At 65.6% G+C, this 18,198-nt stretch carries 17 protein-coding genes; 13 read left to right on the top strand and 4 right to left on the bottom strand.

All coding sequences use genetic code 11. The features are described from left to right. Positions 1–133: 133 nt before the first annotated feature. The 12 genes from HHL25_RS09545 to HHL25_RS09490 all read left to right on the top strand — a co-directional run bounded on the left by HHL25_RS09545 (position 134) and on the right by HHL25_RS09490 (position 11,778). On the top strand, positions 134–358 hold the full coding sequence (locus HHL25_RS09545; protein WP_169589441.1) for a hypothetical protein: 225 nt from the start codon (positions 134–136) through the stop codon (positions 356–358). A 78-nt stretch (positions 359–436) separates the two neighbouring features. Then, positions 437–730 (top strand): hypothetical protein, encoded by a 294-nt coding sequence (locus tag HHL25_RS09540; protein ID WP_169589439.1) that lies wholly within the window; start codon positions 437–439, stop codon positions 728–730. Positions 731–785: 55 nt separating this feature from the next. Continuing rightward, entirely contained in the window at positions 786–1,457 is a 672-nt protein-coding gene (locus HHL25_RS09535; protein WP_169589437.1) for a response regulator transcription factor, read from the top strand. Next, entirely contained in the window at positions 1,454–2,860 is a 1,407-nt protein-coding gene (locus tag HHL25_RS09530) for a sensor histidine kinase (RefSeq protein WP_169589435.1), read from the top strand. The genes HHL25_RS09535 and HHL25_RS09530 overlap by 4 nt, the downstream gene beginning before the upstream one ends. A 115-nt stretch (positions 2,861–2,975) precedes the next feature. Next, complete coding sequence (locus HHL25_RS09525) at positions 2,976–3,401, top strand: hypothetical protein (RefSeq protein ID WP_169589432.1); 426 nt, start codon at positions 2,976–2,978, stop codon at positions 3,399–3,401. 117 nt (positions 3,402–3,518) lie between these two features. After that, on the top strand, positions 3,519–4,688 hold the full coding sequence (gene ccmI / locus HHL25_RS09520; protein ID WP_169589430.1) for a c-type cytochrome biogenesis protein CcmI: 1,170 nt from the start codon (positions 3,519–3,521) through the stop codon (positions 4,686–4,688). Then, positions 4,685–5,131, top strand: a complete 447-nt coding sequence (ccmE, locus tag HHL25_RS09515) for a cytochrome c maturation protein CcmE (RefSeq protein ID WP_169589428.1) — start codon at positions 4,685–4,687, stop codon at positions 5,129–5,131. The genes ccmI and ccmE overlap by 4 nt, the downstream gene beginning before the upstream one ends. After that, complete coding sequence (locus HHL25_RS09510; RefSeq protein ID WP_169589426.1) at positions 5,128–7,119, top strand: heme lyase CcmF/NrfE family subunit; 1,992 nt, start codon at positions 5,128–5,130, stop codon at positions 7,117–7,119. Before ccmE ends, HHL25_RS09510 begins: the two co-directional genes overlap by 4 nt. Positions 7,120–7,268: 149 nt before the next feature. Beyond that, the gene (locus HHL25_RS09505; RefSeq protein WP_169589424.1) at positions 7,269–7,766 is read left to right on the top strand and encodes a cytochrome c-type biogenesis protein; all 498 of its coding nucleotides are present in this window, start codon (positions 7,269–7,271) and stop codon (positions 7,764–7,766) included. 154 nt (positions 7,767–7,920) lie between these two features. Then, positions 7,921–9,492 (top strand): Do family serine endopeptidase, encoded by a 1,572-nt coding sequence (locus HHL25_RS09500; protein WP_169589422.1) that lies wholly within the window; start codon positions 7,921–7,923, stop codon positions 9,490–9,492. A gap of 146 nt (positions 9,493–9,638) precedes the next feature. Next, entirely contained in the window at positions 9,639–10,340 is a 702-nt protein-coding gene (locus HHL25_RS09495; RefSeq protein WP_315853052.1) for a response regulator transcription factor, read from the top strand. 7 nt (positions 10,341–10,347) lie between these two features. Next, the gene (locus HHL25_RS09490) at positions 10,348–11,778 is read left to right on the top strand and encodes a sensor histidine kinase (protein ID WP_169589418.1); all 1,431 of its coding nucleotides are present in this window, start codon (positions 10,348–10,350) and stop codon (positions 11,776–11,778) included. A gap of 22 nt (positions 11,779–11,800) precedes the next feature. Here the strand turns inward: HHL25_RS09490 and HHL25_RS09485 are convergent, their stop codons facing one another. From HHL25_RS09485 to HHL25_RS09470, 4 genes are read right to left on the bottom strand one after another with little or no spacing between them, the layout of a single operon-like run. Next, positions 11,801–12,037, bottom strand: coding sequence for a FeoC-like transcriptional regulator (locus tag HHL25_RS09485; protein ID WP_169589415.1), 237 nt, complete (start codon positions 12,035–12,037; stop codon positions 11,801–11,803). Next, positions 12,037–14,361, bottom strand: coding sequence for a Fe(2+) transporter permease subunit FeoB (gene feoB, locus HHL25_RS09480; RefSeq protein ID WP_169589413.1), 2,325 nt, complete (start codon positions 14,359–14,361; stop codon positions 12,037–12,039). The genes HHL25_RS09485 and feoB overlap by 1 nt, the downstream gene beginning before the upstream one ends. A 39-nt stretch (positions 14,362–14,400) precedes the next feature. Further along, entirely contained in the window at positions 14,401–14,649 is a 249-nt protein-coding gene (locus HHL25_RS09475; protein WP_169589411.1) for a FeoA family protein, read from the bottom strand. 5 nt (positions 14,650–14,654) lie between these two features. After that, complete coding sequence (locus HHL25_RS09470; protein ID WP_205927743.1) at positions 14,655–14,903, bottom strand: FeoA family protein; 249 nt, start codon at positions 14,901–14,903, stop codon at positions 14,655–14,657. Positions 14,904–15,198: 295 nt separating this feature from the next. Between HHL25_RS09470 and HHL25_RS09465 the strand changes: the two genes are divergently transcribed. Beyond that, the gene (locus HHL25_RS09465) at positions 15,199–18,156 is read left to right on the top strand and encodes a bifunctional [glutamine synthetase] adenylyltransferase/[glutamine synthetase]-adenylyl-L-tyrosine phosphorylase (RefSeq protein WP_169589407.1); all 2,958 of its coding nucleotides are present in this window, start codon (positions 15,199–15,201) and stop codon (positions 18,154–18,156) included. Positions 18,157–18,198: the final 42 nt, after the last annotated feature.

Here is an 18,198-nt window from a genome sequence, read left to right as displayed (position 1 = left end):
CCGGAGGGACTTCAGCGCGAGAGGCCCAGGTGACAGGCAATCCCTCACGCAGATTCGGGTCCGTACCCACGGGCGCAGCGCACGGGGCCCGCACAGGTTCATTTCCATCAACATTCGGTGAAAGGAGACAGAAATGCTCGACATCAAGCCGTGGTACCAGTCAAAGACCGTATGGGGAGCGCTGATTGCTGCCGGCGCGCCGCTTTTGAAACACTTCGGGCTGGAATTCGGCCTTGCCGAACAGGGCGACCTCGCCGATGCTCTCGCGGCGCTTGCGGGTGCCGCCGGGGGGATTCTGGCGGTCTACGGGCGCGTCACGGCGACGCGGCCGATCGATCTCGGTAACCGGCGCAGTTGACGGCGGCATTCATTTGCCATTCAGAAGGCATGCGATAGATAGAGAGACAAGAGTTCAAGTCGTGCGGAAGAAGAAGCAATGGCATCAATCATGATCATCGCAGGTCTGGCGGCCGGTATGGCGGCCTCGTCCATGCCGGACACCCTCGGCGATGCCATGAATCCGCTGCTCGTGCCGGTGCAGTCCCAGGACGCAAACGGTCAGGCAGCGGATGCAGTCGACTGCCGCAGCGCCGCCTATCGCGCGGTCGAGGAGGTCGGCGGCCAGTTGCTCTCGGTCCGCCGGTCGGGCAGCGAATGTGTCGTCACGGTGCTGATCCCCGGCAACGGCAACGAGCGCCCGCGCAAGGTCACGATGCGGGTTTCCAACTGATCTCCTGCCTCCCATCGGTGCGGCGGGGACCTGAACTCAACAAGGAACGGACTATATGCGGATTCTGGTCGTCGAGGACGATGTCAACCTCAACCGGCAGCTTGTCGAGGCCCTGCAGGAAGCGGGCTATGTGGTCGACAAGGCGTTCGACGGCGAGGAAGGCCATTTTCTCGGCGACACCGAGCCCTATGATGCCGTGATCCTCGATATCGGCCTGCCGGAAATGGACGGCATCACCGTGCTGGAAAAATGGCGCGGCGCCGGCCGCGTCATGCCGGTGCTCCTGCTGACCGCCCGCGACCGGTGGAGCGACAAGGTCGCCGGTATCGACGCGGGCGCCGACGACTATGTGGCAAAACCCTTCCATCTCGAGGAAGTGCTGGCTCGCATCCGGGCTCTCATCCGCCGCGCGGCGGGACATGCCTCCTCCGAGATCGTCTGCGGCCCGGTCCGGCTCGACACCAAGAGCTCGAAGGCGACCGTCGACGGCAAGGCGTTGAAGCTGACCTCCCACGAATACCGGCTCCTGTCCTATCTCATGCATCACATGGGCGAGGTGGTCTCGCGCACCGAGCTGGTCGAGCATCTCTACGACCAGGACTTCGACCGTGACTCCAACACCATCGAGGTCTTCGTCGGCCGGCTGCGCAAGAAGATCGGCATCGACATGATCGAGACCGTGCGCGGCCTCGGCTACCGCATCCAAGCGCCGCAAGCCGCGAAATGATCCGCGGCTCCCGATCGCTGACGGTCCGGGTGCTTCTGCTGGCCACGCTGTGGTCGGCGCTTTCGCTCGTCACGATCGCGGTGGTCATTTCGACGCTCTATCGCCAGGGCGTCGAGCGCGGCTTCAACAACCTGTTGCGCGCCCAGCTTTCCAACGTCATCAACTCGGTCTCCATCGGCGACGGCAACAGCCTGTCGGGAAGCCCGGAACTCGGGGACCTGCGTTTCTCGCAGCCGGAGACGGGCTGGTACTGGCTGGTCGAGCCGCTCGGCAATTTTGCCGCTGCCCCGCTCGCCTCCACCTCGCTCGGCATGGCGGAGCTTTCCGTCCCGAGCCTCGAGGAAGTGCCCTTCGACGAGCACTACGAGCGCTTCTATCCGATGACCGATTCCGTCGGTAACAACCTTCTCGTGGCGGAAACCGAAGTCGTGCTCGACGGCGGCGACCGCGCCGCCCGCTTCCGGGTGTCCGGCAATCTCGAAGTGGTGGAGGAGGAGGTGTCCTTCTTCTCGACCCGCCTCTACCTGTCGCTGGCCGTGTTCGGTCTCGGTGGGCTCTTGGTCAACGGTCTGGCCATTCTCTACGGCCTGAAGCCGCTCGACCGGGCGCGCCGGGCGCTGGAAAAGATCCGCGGCGGCGAGGCCGAGCGGATCGTCGGCGACTATCCGCGCGAGATCGAACCGCTCGCCAACGAGATCAACGCGCTGATCGACAGCAACCGACGCATCGTCGAGCGTGCCCGCATGCAGGTCGGAAATCTCGCGCATTCGCTGAAGACGCCGATTGCCGTGCTGCTGAACGAGGCGCGCGGCCTGGACAAGACCCACGGCGACGTCGTGCGCAGCCAGGCCGAGGCCATGCAGGCGCAGGTTTCCACCTATCTCAACCGCGCCCGCATCGCCGCCCAGCGCGATTCCGTCCTGGCGCGCTGCGACGCGGAGCCGGCACTTGAACGGCTGGTGCGGGTGATGCGCCGCCTCAATCCGCAGATCGATATCGTGCTTGAGGTCGCCCCCGGGCTCGCATTTGCCATGGAACAGCAGGATGTCGAGGAGACGGTCGGCAACCTGCTGGAAAACGCTGCACGTTTCGCCAAGGCGCGGATCGTCGTGAGCGCGGCGCCGACCGCCCAAGGCCCCGAGGGTACCGGCGAGGGGGCACGACGCGGCTGGGTCGAGGTATCCGTCGAGGACGACGGCCCCGGTCTTGCGCCCGATCAGATCGGCGAGGCCCTGAAGCGCGGCAAGCGGCTCGACGAGAGCAAGCCGGGCACCGGTCTCGGCCTGTCGATCGTCAAGGAGATTTCCAGCGAATACCAGGGGTCCTTCGGTCTGTCGCGTGCGGCGATTGGCGGGCTCAAGGCGACGCTTGTGCTGCCGGCTGTGACGCGGGACACTGCGTAATCAATTTTGTTGTGAAAAAACAAGGCTGGCCATAAAGATGCCATCTGCGTGCCGCAGCAAGCGAGGGACTTACGTAATGATCGATCGTTCCGGGAACGAGATTGGGGCTGGTCCAATGGGTGTATCCCGCTTTCGTGGCGCGGCGGCAATCGCGCTTGCCGCATTTGCACTTTCCGCCTGCACGACGACCGGCGGGACCCGCGGCGGCGTCTTGTCCTCCCGCAAGGGCAATCCGTCCGCGCTCTACATTTCGGCCCTGCAGGGCGGCATCGTCGCCCGCTCGGGCGTAAAACTCTCGAACAGCGAACTTCAGCGTGCGCTCGAAGCCGAATATCGCGCACTTGAGGCAGCCCCAGGCGGCCAGCCGGTTGCGTGGAAGGGCGACAGCGTCAGCGGCGAGGTCGTCGCAGCAGCGCCCTACCAGGTCGGCCAGCAGAACTGCCGCCAGTATACCCACAAGCTGAACGACCAGGGACGGCAGATCTCGGCGCGGGGTGCCGCTTGCCGCAACACCAACGGCACATGGACGCCCTTGACATAAGTCAAGGCTTGACGGCGCCCACTTCCCTAGACATCAGCTTGCGGCCAAACGCCTCAACTTTGCGTCATCCGCCGTTTGTCTGTGGAATCGAGCCTCGGCTTGAAGTAATTGGGCACCATGTTGTTCTGGATCGTATCTGCTTTGCTGACGGTGGCTGTTGCCATCGCCCTCCTGCTGCCCCTGATGCGGGGTGCGGCGTCCGCACCGGTCGAAGACCTCGGTGAGGCGGCCGTCTATCGCGATCAGTTGCGCGAACTCGACCGCGACAAGGCCGAGGGCCTGATTTCCGAGGAAGACGCGGGTTACGCGCGTGCCGAGATCGGCCGGCGTCTGTTGGCGGTTTCCGGTCCCGCGCAGAATGGCGGCACCTCGGCTTCGTCTTCCGGGCGGGTCAACACCCTCGCCCAGGCCTTCGTCGTCGTCTGTCTTCCCGTCATCGCGCTCGGCCTTTATCTCAAGGTCGGCAATCCCGAGATGCCGGCGGCACCGCTTGCCGAGCGGCTGGAGAATCCGGGCAACAATATCGAACTGCTGGTCGCCAAGGTGGAACGCCATCTCGCCGAAAACCCGAATGACGGGTCGGGATGGGATGTGCTCGGTCCGATCTACTTCAAGAGCGCACGGCTGGGCGACGCCGAACTCGCCTATCGCAACGCGATCCGCATTCTCGGCACCAGCGCCGGCCGGATGAGCGGCCTCGGCGAGGTGCTCGTCGCGAGCAATAGCGGCATCGTCACCGACGACGCGCGTGCGGCCTTCGAGGAAGTGATCCGGCTGGAACCGGGCAATGCGCGCGCGCAGTTCTATCTGGCGCTGGCGCTCGAACAGGCGGGCAAGAAGCCCGAGGCGCTCGCCGCCTTCGAGGCGCTTGCCAAGGCCTCTCCGCCGGATGCACCGTGGCTGACGCTGGTTCAGGAGCACATTGCCGCCAATGCCGGTGGTGCGCCGCTTGCCGGTCTTCCGGCACCAATTGCGCCGAATGCCAATGCGCCGGGCAATCCGACCTCTGCCGACGTCGAGGCCGCAGCCGGCATGACGGCCACCGACCGCACCGCCATGATCCGCGGCATGGTCGAGGGCCTGGACGCCAAGCTCAAGGCCGACCCGAACAATTTCGAAGGCTGGATGCGTCTGGTGCGCTCCTATGCCATGCTGAACGAACAAGACAAGGCGATGGCCTCGCTGAAGGCGGGTCTGGCTGCCTTCCCCGCCGATGGCGAAGAGGGCAAGCAACTGATCGCCATGGGCCGCGAACTCGGCCTGCCGGTTGAGGAGGCACTGAAATGACCCGCAAGCAGAAACGCCTCGCCGTGATCGGCGGCGGCATGGCCTTCATCATCGCCGCCGTCCTGCTGGTGATGTTCGCCTTCGGCCAGTCGGTCGCCTATTTCTACATGCCGGCCGATCTGGAAAAGACCGCCGTCGGCCCCGGCACCCGCATCCGCCTCGGCGGCCTGGTCGCCGAAGGCTCGGTGGTGCGCGGCGAGGGATCGACGGTCAAGTTCTCCGTCACCGACGGCACGGCAACCGTTCCGGTCACCTATACCGGCATCCTGCCCGACCTGTTCCGCGAGGGGCAGGGCGTCGTGACGGAAGGCAAGTTCGAAGCCGGCGGCAACGTGTTCGCTGCCGACAGCGTGCTTGCCAAGCACGACGAGAACTACATGCCGAAGGAAGTGGCCGACCGCCTGAAGAAGGACGGTGTCTGGGTGGAGGAAAAGACCCAATGATCATCGAGCTTGGCCATTATGCCCTGGTGCTGGCGCTGGCCGCATCGGTCATCATTTCCGTCGTGCCGGTGATCGGCGCGCGGCGCGGCGACGCGGCGCTGATGGCGGTAGCGGTCTCCGGCACGGTCGCGCAGTTCGCCCTCGTGGCCTTCTCCTTCGGCGCGCTCGCCTGGGCCTACATGGTCTCCGATTTCTCGGTCTCCAACGTGTGGGAAAACTCCCATTCGATGCTGCCGGCGATCTACCGTTTCTCCGCGGTCTGGGGCAACCACGAAGGCTCGATGATGCTGTGGCTGCTGATCCTGACGCTGTTTTCGGCGCTGGTCGCCTTCTTCGGCGGCAATCTGCCGGACCGGCTGAAGGCCAATGCGCTCGCCGTGCAGTCGTGGATCGCCGGCGCCTTCCTGCTCTTCATCCTGCTGACCTCCAATCCGTTCAACCGCCTCTCTCCGATCCCGGCCGAGGGCAAGGACCTGAACCCGGTCCTGCAGGACGTCGGTCTCGCCATTCATCCGCCGCTGCTCTATCTCGGTTATGTCGGCTTTTCCGTCTGCTTCTCCTTCGCCATCGCCGCCCTGATCGACGGCCGTATCGATGCCGCATGGGCGCGCTGGGTCCGGCCATGGACGCTGACCGCCTGGACCTTCCTCACCGCCGGCATCGCCATGGGTTCTTACTGGGCCTACTACGAACTCGGCTGGGGCGGCTGGTGGTTCTGGGACCCGGTCGAAAACGCCTCCTTCATGCCCTGGCTCGCCGGCACGGCACTTCTCCATTCCGCACTGGTCATGGAAAAGCGCGAGGCGCTGAAGATCTGGACCGTGCTGCTCGCCATCCTCGCCTTCTCGCTGTCGCTGCTCGGCACCTTCCTGGTGCGTTCGGGGGTTCTGACCTCGGTGCATGCCTTCGCCAGCGATCCGAGCCGCGGCATCTTCATCCTGGCGATCCTCACCTTCTTCATCGGCGGCGCCTTCTCGCTCTTTGCGCTGCGCGCGCCGAAGCTGAAGGCCGGCGGCCTGTTCCATCCGATCTCGCGCGAAGGGGCGCTCGTCCTCAACAACCTCATCCTGACGGTGGCGACCGCGACCGTGCTGATCGGCACCCTCTATCCGCTGCTGCTCGAGACGCTGACCGGCGAGAAGATCTCGGTCGGCGCCCCCTTCTTCAACCTGACCTTCGGGCTGGTGATGGCGCCGCTCTTGATCGCCGTACCCTTCGGCCCGATGCTCGCCTGGAAGCGTGGTGACCTCTATGCCGCCAGCCAGCGCCTTCTGGTCGCCGCGGCGCTCTCGCTCGTCGTTGCGCTGGTCTTCTTTTATGTCGAGCATGGCGGACCGGTGATGGCGGTGCTCGGCCTTGCCGCCGGCTTCTTCCTGGTGTTCGGGGCGATCGCCGACCTCTGGTACCGCGCCGGCTTCCGCAAGGTTGCGACTTCGGTGGCGCTTCGCCGCCTGAACGGCCTGCCGCGTTCGGCGATCGGCACGGCGCTCGCCCATTTCGGCCTCGGTGTCACCGTGCTCGGCATCGTCGCGGTCACCACCTTCGAGACGGAAACCGTCGTCGAGATGAAGCCGGGGATGACCGTCGAAGCCGGCGGCTACAGCGTCACCTTCGACGGCATGAAGTCGGCGACCGGCCCGAACTTCACCGAGGATCGCGGCCATTTCACCATCCGCGAGGGAGGCGTCGGCCGGGGTGACGTCTGGTCGTCCAAGCGTCTCTACACCGCGCGCCGCATGCCCACCACCGAGGCCGGCATCCGCACCTTCGGCACGAGCCAGCTTTATGTCTCGCTCGGCGACATGATGGACGACGGCGGCATCGTCGTGCGCATCTGGTGGAAACCCTTCATCCTGTGCATCTGGTATGGTGCGCTGATCATGATGGCCGGCGGCTTCGTCTCGCTCTCCGACCGCAGGCTGAGGGTGGGCGTGCCGAAGCGCCACGCCAAGGCCACGGTCCCGGCGGCACTGGAGGCGGCGGAATGAGCGATCGTGATCCATCGGGCGTGGGGCTCTCCCCCCTCTGCCCTGCCGGGCATCTCCCCCTGAAGGGGGGAGATCGACCAGACAGCGCCGTCAGCCATTTGACGGACGCCGAGGTTGGTGCTCCGGTGATCTCCCCCCTTGAGGGGGAGATGTCACGAAGTGACAGAGGGGGGTATCGCGCCAGCCCCTTTCGACGCTTGCTAATAGCCCTTGTGCTGGCACTGTCGGTGTTCTCCCCCCTTCCGGCCCTGGCGGTCGATCCGGGCGAGCGGCTTTCCGACCCGAAGCTCGAACAGCGGGCGCGGGATCTTTCGGCGCATCTGCGCTGCATGGTCTGTCAGAATCAGTCGATCGACGATTCGAACGCCGAGCTCGCCCGCGACCTGCGGCTCCTGGTCCGTGACCGGATCGTCAAGGGCGACAGCGACGAGGAGGTGATGAACTACATCGTCTCGCGCTATGGCGAATTCGTGCTGCTGAAACCGCGGTTTTCGGCAAAGACGGCAATCCTCTGGGGCGCACCTGCCGTGCTCTTCGTCATCGGTCTCGGCGTTGCTTTCGGCTATGCGCGGCGCACGCTCCGCCCGGAGCAGAAGGCGCTGACGGCGGAGGAAGAGGCACGCCTCGGAAAGCTCCTCGACGAGTGATGCCTGATCGGGCCGGCAAGTCGCCGGCCAAGATTACAAAGATTTCATCTTCCGTACAGTTCGCGGTAAGGTGACGCGCCCTATATCTCCATCATCCACCGCTTCCGCCGGACTTTCCGGCCTCCAGCCAGAAGAAAAGATGAAGGTAGATTTCATGTCCACACTCAATGGTCGCTCCAAGCTCAAGACGATCCTGAAGAACTCGACCGCTGCCGGCCTTGCGGCCGTGATGCTGGCGGGTGCCCTTCCGGCCGTCGTCACCCCCGCTTATGCTGACGCGGTCAAGGTCGAAGCAGCCCAGGTGCCGAGCTTCGCCGACGTGGTCTCGGCGGTATCGCCCGCCGTCGTCTCCGTCCGTGTGCAGTCCACCGTCCAGCAGACCTCCGACGAGAGCAACTTCTCCTTCGGTTTCGGCGGTCGCGGTTTCGAGGACCTGCCGGATGACCATCCGCTGAAGCGTTTCTTCAAGGAATTCGGCATGCCCGGCCCCGACGGCGAGCATGGCCCCGACGCCAATCCGGATCGCCGCCCGCGCGGCCATGCCGACGGCAAGGGCCGGCTGCGCCCGACCTCGCAGGGCTCCGGCTTCTTCATCTCCGAGGACGGCTACATCGTCACCAACAACCACGTGGTCGATGACGGCGCCGCCTTCACGGTCGTCCTGAACGACGGCACCGAACTCGACGCCAAGCTGGTCGGCAAGGACAGCCGCACCGACCTCGCCGTGCTGAAGATCGAGAACCCCAAGCAGAAGTTCACCTATGTCGAGTTTGCCGAGGACAAGGACATGCGCGTCGGCGACTGGGTCGTCGCCGTCGGTAACCCCTTCGGCCTCGGCGGTACGGTGACCGCCGGTATCATCTCCGCCCGCGGCCGCGACATCGGCTCCGGTCCGTATGACGACTATATCCAGATCGACGCCGCCGTGAACCGCGGCAACTCCGGCGGCCCGGACTTCAACCTGTCGGGCCAGGTGGTCGGCATCAACACCGCGATCTTCTCGCCCTCGGGCGGCAATGTTGGCATCGCCTTCGCCATTCCGGCCTCGGTCGCCAAGGGCGTCGTCGCCGAACTGATGAAGTCCGGCAGCGTCAACCGCGGCTGGCTCGGCGTGCAGATCCAGCCGGTCACCAAGGACATCGCCGACTCGCTTGGCCTGGCGGAAGCCAGCGGCGCGCTCGTCGTCGCCCCGCAGCAGGACTCCCCCGGCGGCAAGGCCGGCATCAAGCAGGGTGACGTGGTGACCGCCGTCAACGGCGATCCGATCAAGGATCCGCGCGATCTCGCCAAGCGCATCGCCGCTTTCGCACCGGGAACCACGGTCGACGTGTCGATCTGGCGTGAAGGCAAGTCGTCCTCCGTCAAGGTCGAGCTCGGCCAGCTGCCGAACGACCAGGCGGCTGCGTCCACCGACGAGAACGGCAGCCAGAACGATACCGCGCCGTCGACCGAGCAGGCGCTCGCCAATCTCGGCGTCAGCGTCACCCCGGCCGAAGACGGCAAGGGCCTGACCATCGTCGACGTCGATCCGGACTCCGATGCCGGTGACAAGGGCCTGAAGGCCGGCGAGAAGATCACCTCGGTCAACAACCAGGCGGTCGCAACTGCAGCCGACGTCATGAAGGTGCTGGATCAGGCGAAGAAGGACGGCCGCACCAAGGCGCTCTTCCAGATCGAATCGGAAAGCGGCAGCCGCTTCGTGGCACTGCCGATCAACCAGGGCTGACGGCGCCGGCCTGAAACGACCTCTGAGGGGCGCCGCCGTCTTTGCCGACGCGGCGCCCTTTTCTTTTGATCGACGGAAAGGACGAGACGATGAATACCGGGCAGGGCAACGCGCCGCAGCCGGGCGATTCCGGTTGTGCGCAGGGCATGGCCGGCGCTAATGTCGCCCACATGAAGATACTTGTCATCGAAGACGATCTCGAAGCCGCGGCTTACATCACCAAGGCTTTCCGGGAAGCCGGCATTGTTGCCGACCACGCCAGCGACGGCGAGAGCGGCCTGTTCATGGGCAGCGAGAATACCTATGACGTCATGGTCATCGACCGCATGCTGCCCCGCCGCGATGGCCTTTCGGTGATCAGCGAGCTCAGGAAGCGCGGCATCGAGACGCCGGTGCTGATCCTCTCGGCGCTTGGCCAGGTCGACGACCGCGTGACCGGCCTTCGCGCCGGCGGCGACGACTATCTTCCGAAACCCTATGCCTTTTCCGAGCTTCTGGCCCGGGTCGAGGTGCTCGGCCGCCGCAAGGGCAAGCCGGAGCAGGACATGGGCTACCGGGTCGGCGACCTGGAACTCGACCGCCTGTCCCACGAGGTCCGCCGCGCCGGCAAGGAGATCCTGCTCCAGCCGCGCGAATTCCGCCTGCTCGAATACCTGATGAAGAATGCCGGCCAGGTGGTGACCCGCACCATGCTGCTCGAAAACGTCTGGGACTATCACTTCGACCCGCAGACCAACGTCATCGACGTGCACGTCTCGCGGCTGCGCTCGAAGATCGAGAAGGATTTCGACAAGCCGCTGCTGAAGACGGTGCGCGGCGCAGGCTACATGATCAAGGACGAAGGCTGAGCCTCCCATGAACGCCCGCCTCAAGCTTCTTTCCAAGTCGGCCGCCGTCCGGCTGTCGGCACTCTATATCGGCCTCTTCGCGCTCTGCGCCGGCCTGCTCGTCATCTATGTGACCGCTCTTTCCGAGCGCATCCTCTATGTCCAGACGCGTGACACGCTGAAGGAGGAGGTACAAGAAATCGAGACGGCCTTCGAGCGCGGCGGCATCAACCGGTTGCTGGCGATGATGGAGCGTCGCGCCCGCCAGCCGGGCGCCAATCTCTATGTGATCGCCGGCCCGAACGGCGAGATCCTGGCGGGCAACGTCGCATCCGTCGAGCCGGGCCTGTTCGACCGCGAGGGATGGACCGAGCACCCGTTCCGCTACGAGCGCTACAACGAGAGCGGCGACGTGCAACGGCATGTGGCGGCCGGCCATGTCTTCTTCCTCGACAACAAGCTCCGCATCCTCGTCGGCCGCGACCTCGGAGAGCCGACCAAGCTCAGGCTGCTGGTCCGCCAGGCGCTGATGGTGGCGCTCGCCATCATGGGGCTGGGCGCGGTGATCATCTGGTTCGCCATCGGCCGCAATGCGCTGAAGCGCATCGACCGGGTGTCCGCGGCCAGCAAGAAGATCATGGCGGGCGACCTGTCGCAGCGCCTGCCGGTGTCCGGATCGGGCGACGAATTCGACCGCCTGTCCTCCTCGCTCAACGCGATGCTCGGCCGCATCGAGAAGCTGAACGAGGGCCTGCGCCAGGTTTCCGACAACATCGCCCACGACCTCAAGACGCCGCTGACGCGGTTGCGCAACAAGGCCTCCGATGCGCTGGCCGAAGACGACGAGGCGGCCCGGCGTTCCGCACTTGAAGGCATCATCGCCGAATCCGACCAGCTGATCCGCACCTTCAACGCGCTTTTGATGATCAGTCGCGTGGAAGCCGGCTCGATCGCCGCAGAGCTCTCCGACATCGACCTGTCTGCCATCGCTGCCGACAGCGCCGAGCTTTACGAGCCGGTGGCGGAAGAGGCCGGCCTCGCGCTCGAGACGACGATCGCGCCGGGCCTTTCGGTGCGGGGCAATCGCGAGCTGATCGGCCAGGCGCTTTCCAACCTGATCGACAACGCCATCAAGTACGGAATGGCGGCCGCGGACGGAGAGCACGGCGAATCGGGCGGAAAGATCACGGTCACCGTCGGCAAGGTCGGCGGTGCGGTCGAGGTCGCGGTTTCCGACAACGGGCCGGGCGTCGATGCAGACAAGCGCGAGGACGTGGTGAAACGTTTCGTCCGTCTCGAAGCGAGCCGCACCAAGCCCGGAACCGGCCTCGGCCTGTCGCTGGTCGAGGCGATCATGGCTCTGCACGGCGGACGGCTCGAGCTCTCCGACACGACGGTGGACGGCGGTGCGACCCGCGGCCTGACCGCCCGCATGATCTTTCCCGGGCAGAAGATGTAAGACGGCGCCGGGTCGGCCGGCGTCAGTCCCCGAGCCATTCGAAGATGATCTGCGAGGGCGAACAGCCCACCACGCAGCCACCGCATCCGCCGCAGGCGGAGGGCGACGGCGCCGTGCGCTTGACGCGGCCCTTATTTTCCCAGATCCGCATCATCGCCTCTACCGCGCCGGGCTCGCTGTGGCTTTGCAGCGAGAGGGAGAGCAGGGAGGCGCGCGGATTTTGCCGCAGGATGTCGCGCAGTTCGGTCAGGCTGGCCATCAGACCGCTCCCGCCTTGGCGAGCACCGGGCGGCGCAGCCGGGCGGACGTGTGCCGCAGCGCGAGGATGGTGGAGGCGAAGGCCGCCAGGATCGCGGTGATCCACAGCGAGGCGCGCAGCGGTGCTTCCGCGAATGTCGCCGTCTGGTAGGCGATGACGGCAGAGCCGTAGGCGATCCCCGTCGTCCAGGCGACGGTGGCCGTCATCCAGCGGGCGCCGGCCTCGCGATAGATCGCGCCGGTCGCAGCGACGCAAGGCGTGTAGAGCAGGATGAAGAGCAGGTAGGCGAAGGCGCCGGCGCTGCCTGCGAAACGGGCCTGCATCTCGGCAAACGTGCCGGTCTTGACCTCTTGTTCGGCAGCGGCGGCCTCCGTCGAGGTGACGTCGCCGATGTCGATACCGAGCGGGTCGGTGATCCTGGTGGTCAGCGCGGCCAGGTTGGCGGGCACGGAGGCCGCGGCCCGGGCAAGGCCCTCGACGATGATCTGTGTCGTGCTCTGCGGTTCCTCGGGTGCCTCGGGGGCGGCATCGCGCGCCAGCGCCCCGTAGAGCGAATCGAGCGTGCCGACAACCGCCTCCTTGGCGAAGACACCGGTGACGATGCCGACAATGGCCGGCCAGTTGCGTTCGTCGAGCCCCATCGGCTGGAAGACGGGTGCTGCCGCCTTGCTGGCGACCGCCAGGATCGAGCGGTCGCTTTCGGCGCTGCCGAAATTGCCCTGGGTGTCCATCGCGCTGACGATGGAGAGGAAGGCCACCATCAGAACGATCACCTTGCCGGCCCGAAGCACGAAGCCCTTGAGGCGCTCCCAGGTATGCATGACCACATTGCGAAGGGTCGGCATGTGATAGGGCGGCAGTTCCATCACCAGCGGCGAAACCTGGCCGTGGGTGAGCGTCATCTTCATGATGTAGCCGGTGAAGATGGCGACCGCGATGCCCGCGAGATAGAGCCCAAAGACGAGGTTCTGGCCGTTTGCGGGGAAGAAGGCGGCGGCGAACAGCGCATAGACCGGCAGGCGTGCGCCGCAGGACATGAAGGGCGCCATCATGATGGCGGTCTTCCGGTCGCTTTCGTTGTCGAGCGTGCGGGTTCCCATGATCGCCGGCACGTTGCAGCCAAAGCCGACGATCAGCGGTACGAATGCCTTGCCCGGCAGTCCGGCCATGCGCATGAAGCGATCCATTACGAAGGCGGCGCGGGCGAGATAGCCCGAGTCCTCGAGGATCGACAGGAAAATGTAGAGGAAGGCGATGACCGGGATGAAGGTGGCCACCGTCTGGATGCCGCCGCCGATGCCATTGGCGATCAGCACTGTCAGCCATTCGGGAGAGCCGGCCGAGCGCATGGCGTGGCCGAGCCCGTCGACCAGCACGGCACCGACGCCGATGTCGAAGAAATCGATGAAGGCCGAGCCGACATTGATGGTCCACATGAACATCAGGTACATGACAGCGAGGAAGATCGGGATGCCCAGCGCGCGATGGAGAACGATCCGGTCGATCCGGTCGGTCAGCGACTGAGAGGCGATGCGCGGCCGCTCCACCGAGGCGGCAACCACCCGTCCGGCAAAGGCGTAGCGCCGATCGGCGATCAGGATGTCGAGATCCTCTCCGCATTCGTCTTCAAGTTCGGCAAGGGTTTCGGCGATCTCGGCGCCGAGTGTGCCGGGCAGGCCGTCAAGCCGGCTGCGGTCGCCGTCGAAGATCTGCAGCAGCCGCCAGCGGGGATCGGCTGGAGACTCGGGAAGGCGAGGGGCAAGACGCTCGACGGCCTTCTCGACCGCCGCATCATAGTGGCAGTAGCCGGATGGAACCCGTCCCGAGGCGGCGACGTCGGCAATGGCCTTCTGCATCGCTTCAAGGCCTGTGCCCTTTGCCGCGACGATCGGCACGACCGGGCAGCCGAGCTGCGCGGCCAGTGCCTCGATGTCGATCTTCACGCCGTTCTGGCGGGCCACGTCCATCATGTTCAGCACGACCAGCATGGGGACGCGCATCTCGAGGAGCTGGGTGGTCAGGTAGAGGTGCCGCTCAAGATTGGAGGCGTCGACGATGTTGACGAGCACGTCCGCCTCGCCGGAGACGGCAAAGTCGAGTGCGATCCTTTCATCGAGCGAGGTTTCGAGCGAGCCGATGGAATAGGTTCCGGGCAGGTCGACCAGCGTCGCCGCCTTGCCGGCGAGCATCATCGTGCCGGTCTTTTTCTCGACCGTGACGCCCGGCCAGTTGCCGACCTTCTGGCGCGAACCCGTGAGGGCGTTGAAGAGGGTGGTTTTCCCGCAATTGGGGTTTCCGACCACGGCGACGGTCATCTGTTTCATGGGATGTATCCGCAGGTTGGGGAGGTTGGGAACCAGGAGCTAGGCCGGGACGGTGTCGGCGAGTTGCTCGACGGTGATGATCCGCGCCTCTTCGCGGCGGAGGCAAAGGGCCGTGCCCCTGAGGTTCACTTCCACCGGATCGCCGAGGGGCGCCCGCCGGGTGACGGCAACCACCGCGCCCGGCGTGAGGCCCATCGACAGCAGGCGACGCCGGCATGGGTCGTTCCGGTCGCTGAAGCCGGTGACGCGCGCGACCGCGCCGATCGGGAGTTCGTTGAGGAGTGCCATGTCATCTAGTCCTTGATCGGTTCGACGGTCAGCTTCTGGGCCATGCCCATGCCGAGGCCGACGCGACTTTCATGGATCGCCACGATCATCGGCCCGGTCATCTGGTTCTGCACGATGCGGACGATCGAACCGAGCGCCAGCCCCAGATCCGTCAGCCGGCGGTCGAGACTGCGCCCGCCCGCCAGCGCCACGATGCGCACCCGTTCGCCCGGTCGGGCCATGGTGAGAGGGTAGGCAGCCGTTTGCGTCATCATGGTCATCTCCCGCATGAAGGGGCGCCGCGCGCCCAGATGCGATTGCAGTTGCGTGTCATTCCGAACAAGGCGGTGGCAAAAGGGCACCTGCCGACCTCTCGCTGCCTCCATGTGCGGATATATAGCTCTATCGAAAGATGAGTTTGATCTTCAACAAACAAAATGACGCAGGCATCGCCGCACCGCCCATTGATCCGGCGCATGGCCTTTCCGCAAAACACGTCCTACCTTCCCAGCGGGGTGCGAGATTCGCTAGAACGGTTTTCGCACATGACGCATGCGGGGGAGGCTGGCGATGGATGAAGCGAAGGCGAGGCGGTTGTCCCAGGTCGCGGACGGTGTCATCCGGCCGTTCAACCAGACGGAACTGAAGTCGGTTGTGTCCCTGCTGAAAGACGCCGGCAAGCATCATCCGGTGCTGGCCGATCTCATCGCCGGCGAAAGCCCGCTCCGCACCTTCGTCACCGCCGCACTTTCGCTCTCTCCCTATCTGCGCGACATGGCGGCCCTCGATCCGGCAACGCTGGTGCGCGCGCTCGACGAGCCGATCGAGCCGTTGCTCGAGACGCTCGTCGCCGACGCCCGCAATGCCTGGCGCGGCGAGGATGGCGGCGCGGTCGCGACCGAGGCGCAGGTGATGACCCGCCTGCGCGTCGCCAAGCGCAAGCTGTCCTTCGTCACTGCACTTGCCGATCTGGCCCGCATCTTCGATGCACGCGACACGACGCGCTGGCTTTCGGCGATCGCCGACGCCTGCGTCGCGGCAGCGATCGACCACCTGCTGATCGCCGGCCACGACGCCGGCAAGCTGGTCCTCAAGGACCGGGCCGAACCCTCGGCGGAGAGTGGCCTGATCGTGCTCGGCATGGGCAAGCTCGGTGCCTGCGAGCTCAACTATTCCTCCGACATCGACCTTGTCATCTTCTTCGAACCCGAGGCCGGTATCCTCGTATCGCCGGAAGACGCGACCGAAACCTATGGCCGGATGATGCGCCGGCTGGTGCGTATCCTGCAGGACCGTACCGGCGATGGCTATGTCTTCCGCACCGATCTCAGGCTGCGTCCCGATCCGGGTTCGACGCCGCTCGCGGTGCCGGTCGAGGCGGCTCTTCTCTATTATGAGGGCAGGGGGCAGAACTGGGAACGCGCTGCCTTCATCAAGGCGCGGCCCGTCGGCGGGGACCTGAAGGCGGGGCAGGGCTTCCTGCGCGAACTCGTCCCCTTCGTCTTCCGCAAATATCTCGACTATGCGGCGATCGCCGACATCCATTCGATCAAGCGGCAGATCCATGTGCACAAGGGCCACGGCGCGATCGCGGTCAAGGGGCACAACGTCAAGCTCGGCCGCGGCGGCATCCGCGAGATCGAGTTTTTCGCCCAGACCCAGCAGCTGATCGCGGGCGGCCGCATGCCGGAACTGCGCCTGCGCCCGACCGAGGCCGCACTTCATGCGCTGACCGCCGCCAACTGGATCGACGCTGCGACCCGCGACGAACTGATCGAGGCCTACTGGTTCCTGCGCGATATCGAGCACCGTATCCAGATGGTGCATGACGAACAGACCCATCTCCTGCCCGAAACCGAAAGCGAGCTGCGCCGCATCGCCTATATGGCCGGTTTCAGTGACACCACCGGCTTTTCCACGCGGCTGGAAAGCGTGCTGAAGACGGTCGAGAAACGTTATGCCCGGCTGTTCGAGCAGGAGGAGCGGCTGTCTTCGGCGAGCGGAAACCTCGTCTTCACCGGCCAGAAGGACGATCCGGACACGCTGAAGACGCTGAAGGGCCTGGGTTTCGAACGGCCCGAAGACATTTCCCGCGTCATCCGCATCTGGCACTACGGCCGCTACCGGGCGACCCAGTCGGTGGAGGCGCGCGAGCGGTTGACGGAACTGACGCCGCAGCTCCTGAAGACCTTCGGCGAAAGCCGGCGCGCCGACGAGGCGCTGCTGCGCTTCGACAGTTTCCTCTCCGGCTTGCCGGCCGGCATCCAGCTGTTTTCGCTCCTGACCAGCAACCCGGCGCTGCTGGACCTCATCGTCAACATCATGTCGTCCGCACCGCGGCTGGCTGAAATCATCGCCCAGCGTCCGCATGTCTTCGACGGCATGCTGGATCCGGGCCTGATGGTCGAGCTGCCGACCCGGACCTATCTCGCCCGGCGCCTTTCGTCCTTCCTGCAGGGAAGTCGCCACTACGAGGAAATCCTCGACCGGCTGCGCATCTTCGCCGCCGAGCAGCGCTTCCTGATCGGCATCCGCCTGCTCACCGGCACCATCGGCGGACCGCAGGCGGGCCATGCCTTCACCGACCTTGCCGGCCTCATCATCGAGGAGGCGCTGAAGGCGGTGGTCGCCGAGATGGAGGCCGCCCATGGCCGCATCGCCGGCGGCAAGGTGGCACTCGCTGGCATGGGCAAGCTCGGCTCCTTCGAACTCACCGCCGGCTCCGACGTCGACGTCATCCTGCTCTATGAACACGATGACGATGCGGGCGACTCCGACGGGGCAAAACCGCTCGATCCGGTACGCTACTATACGCGCCTCACCCAGCGCCTGATCGCGGCGCTCTCGGCCCCGACCGCCGAGGGCGTGCTCTACGAGGTCGACATGCGGCTTCGTCCCTCCGGCAACAAGGGACCGGTGGCGACCCGGCTCAGGGCCTTCGAAAAATACCAGTTCGAGGAAGCCTGGACCTGGGAGCACATGGCGCTGACGCGCGCCCGGCTGATCTGCGGCGACGAAGACCTGATGCAGGCGACCAGCAACGTGATCGCTGCCGTCCTCGCCAAGCCCCGCGACGCGGCAAAGACCGCGGCCGACGTCGCCGAAATGCGGGCGATGATCGACAAGGAGAAGCCGCCGAAGGACATCTGGGATGTCAAGCTCATTGCCGGCGGCCTGATCGACATCGAGTTCATCGCCCAGCACCTCGCGCTGATCGCGCGGGGGCGTAAGGTCGATGCCGAGGTGAACGGCCTGTCGACCGCCGACGCGTTGAAGCGGCTTGGCGCCGAGCTGATGGACCCGAACGATCTCGACCTCTGCCTCAACGCGCTGAAGCTCTACACGGAGCTTTCGCAGGTGATCCGCCTGTGCGTCGACGGCGGCTTCGATCCGGCAACCGTTCCGGCCGGCCTCGTCGATCTCGTCTGCCGCGCCGGCGACAGCCCGGACCTGAAGACGCTGGAAGCGGAGATCAAGCGCCTGTCGAAGGCGGTCCGCAAGGTCTTCACCAGCGTCGTGAAGGGATGAGGCGGCGGCGCTGATGGTTTTGAAAGTCCTGAAGTCCGGGGT

It is taken from the genome of Rhizobium terricola, assembly GCF_012927355.1.
In the GTDB taxonomy this organism is placed as follows: Bacteria; Pseudomonadota; Alphaproteobacteria; order Rhizobiales; family Rhizobiaceae; genus Allorhizobium; species Allorhizobium terricola.
The sequence above is the reverse complement of the archived record's forward strand: the minus strand, read 5'-3'. Positions and strand labels throughout refer to the sequence as shown.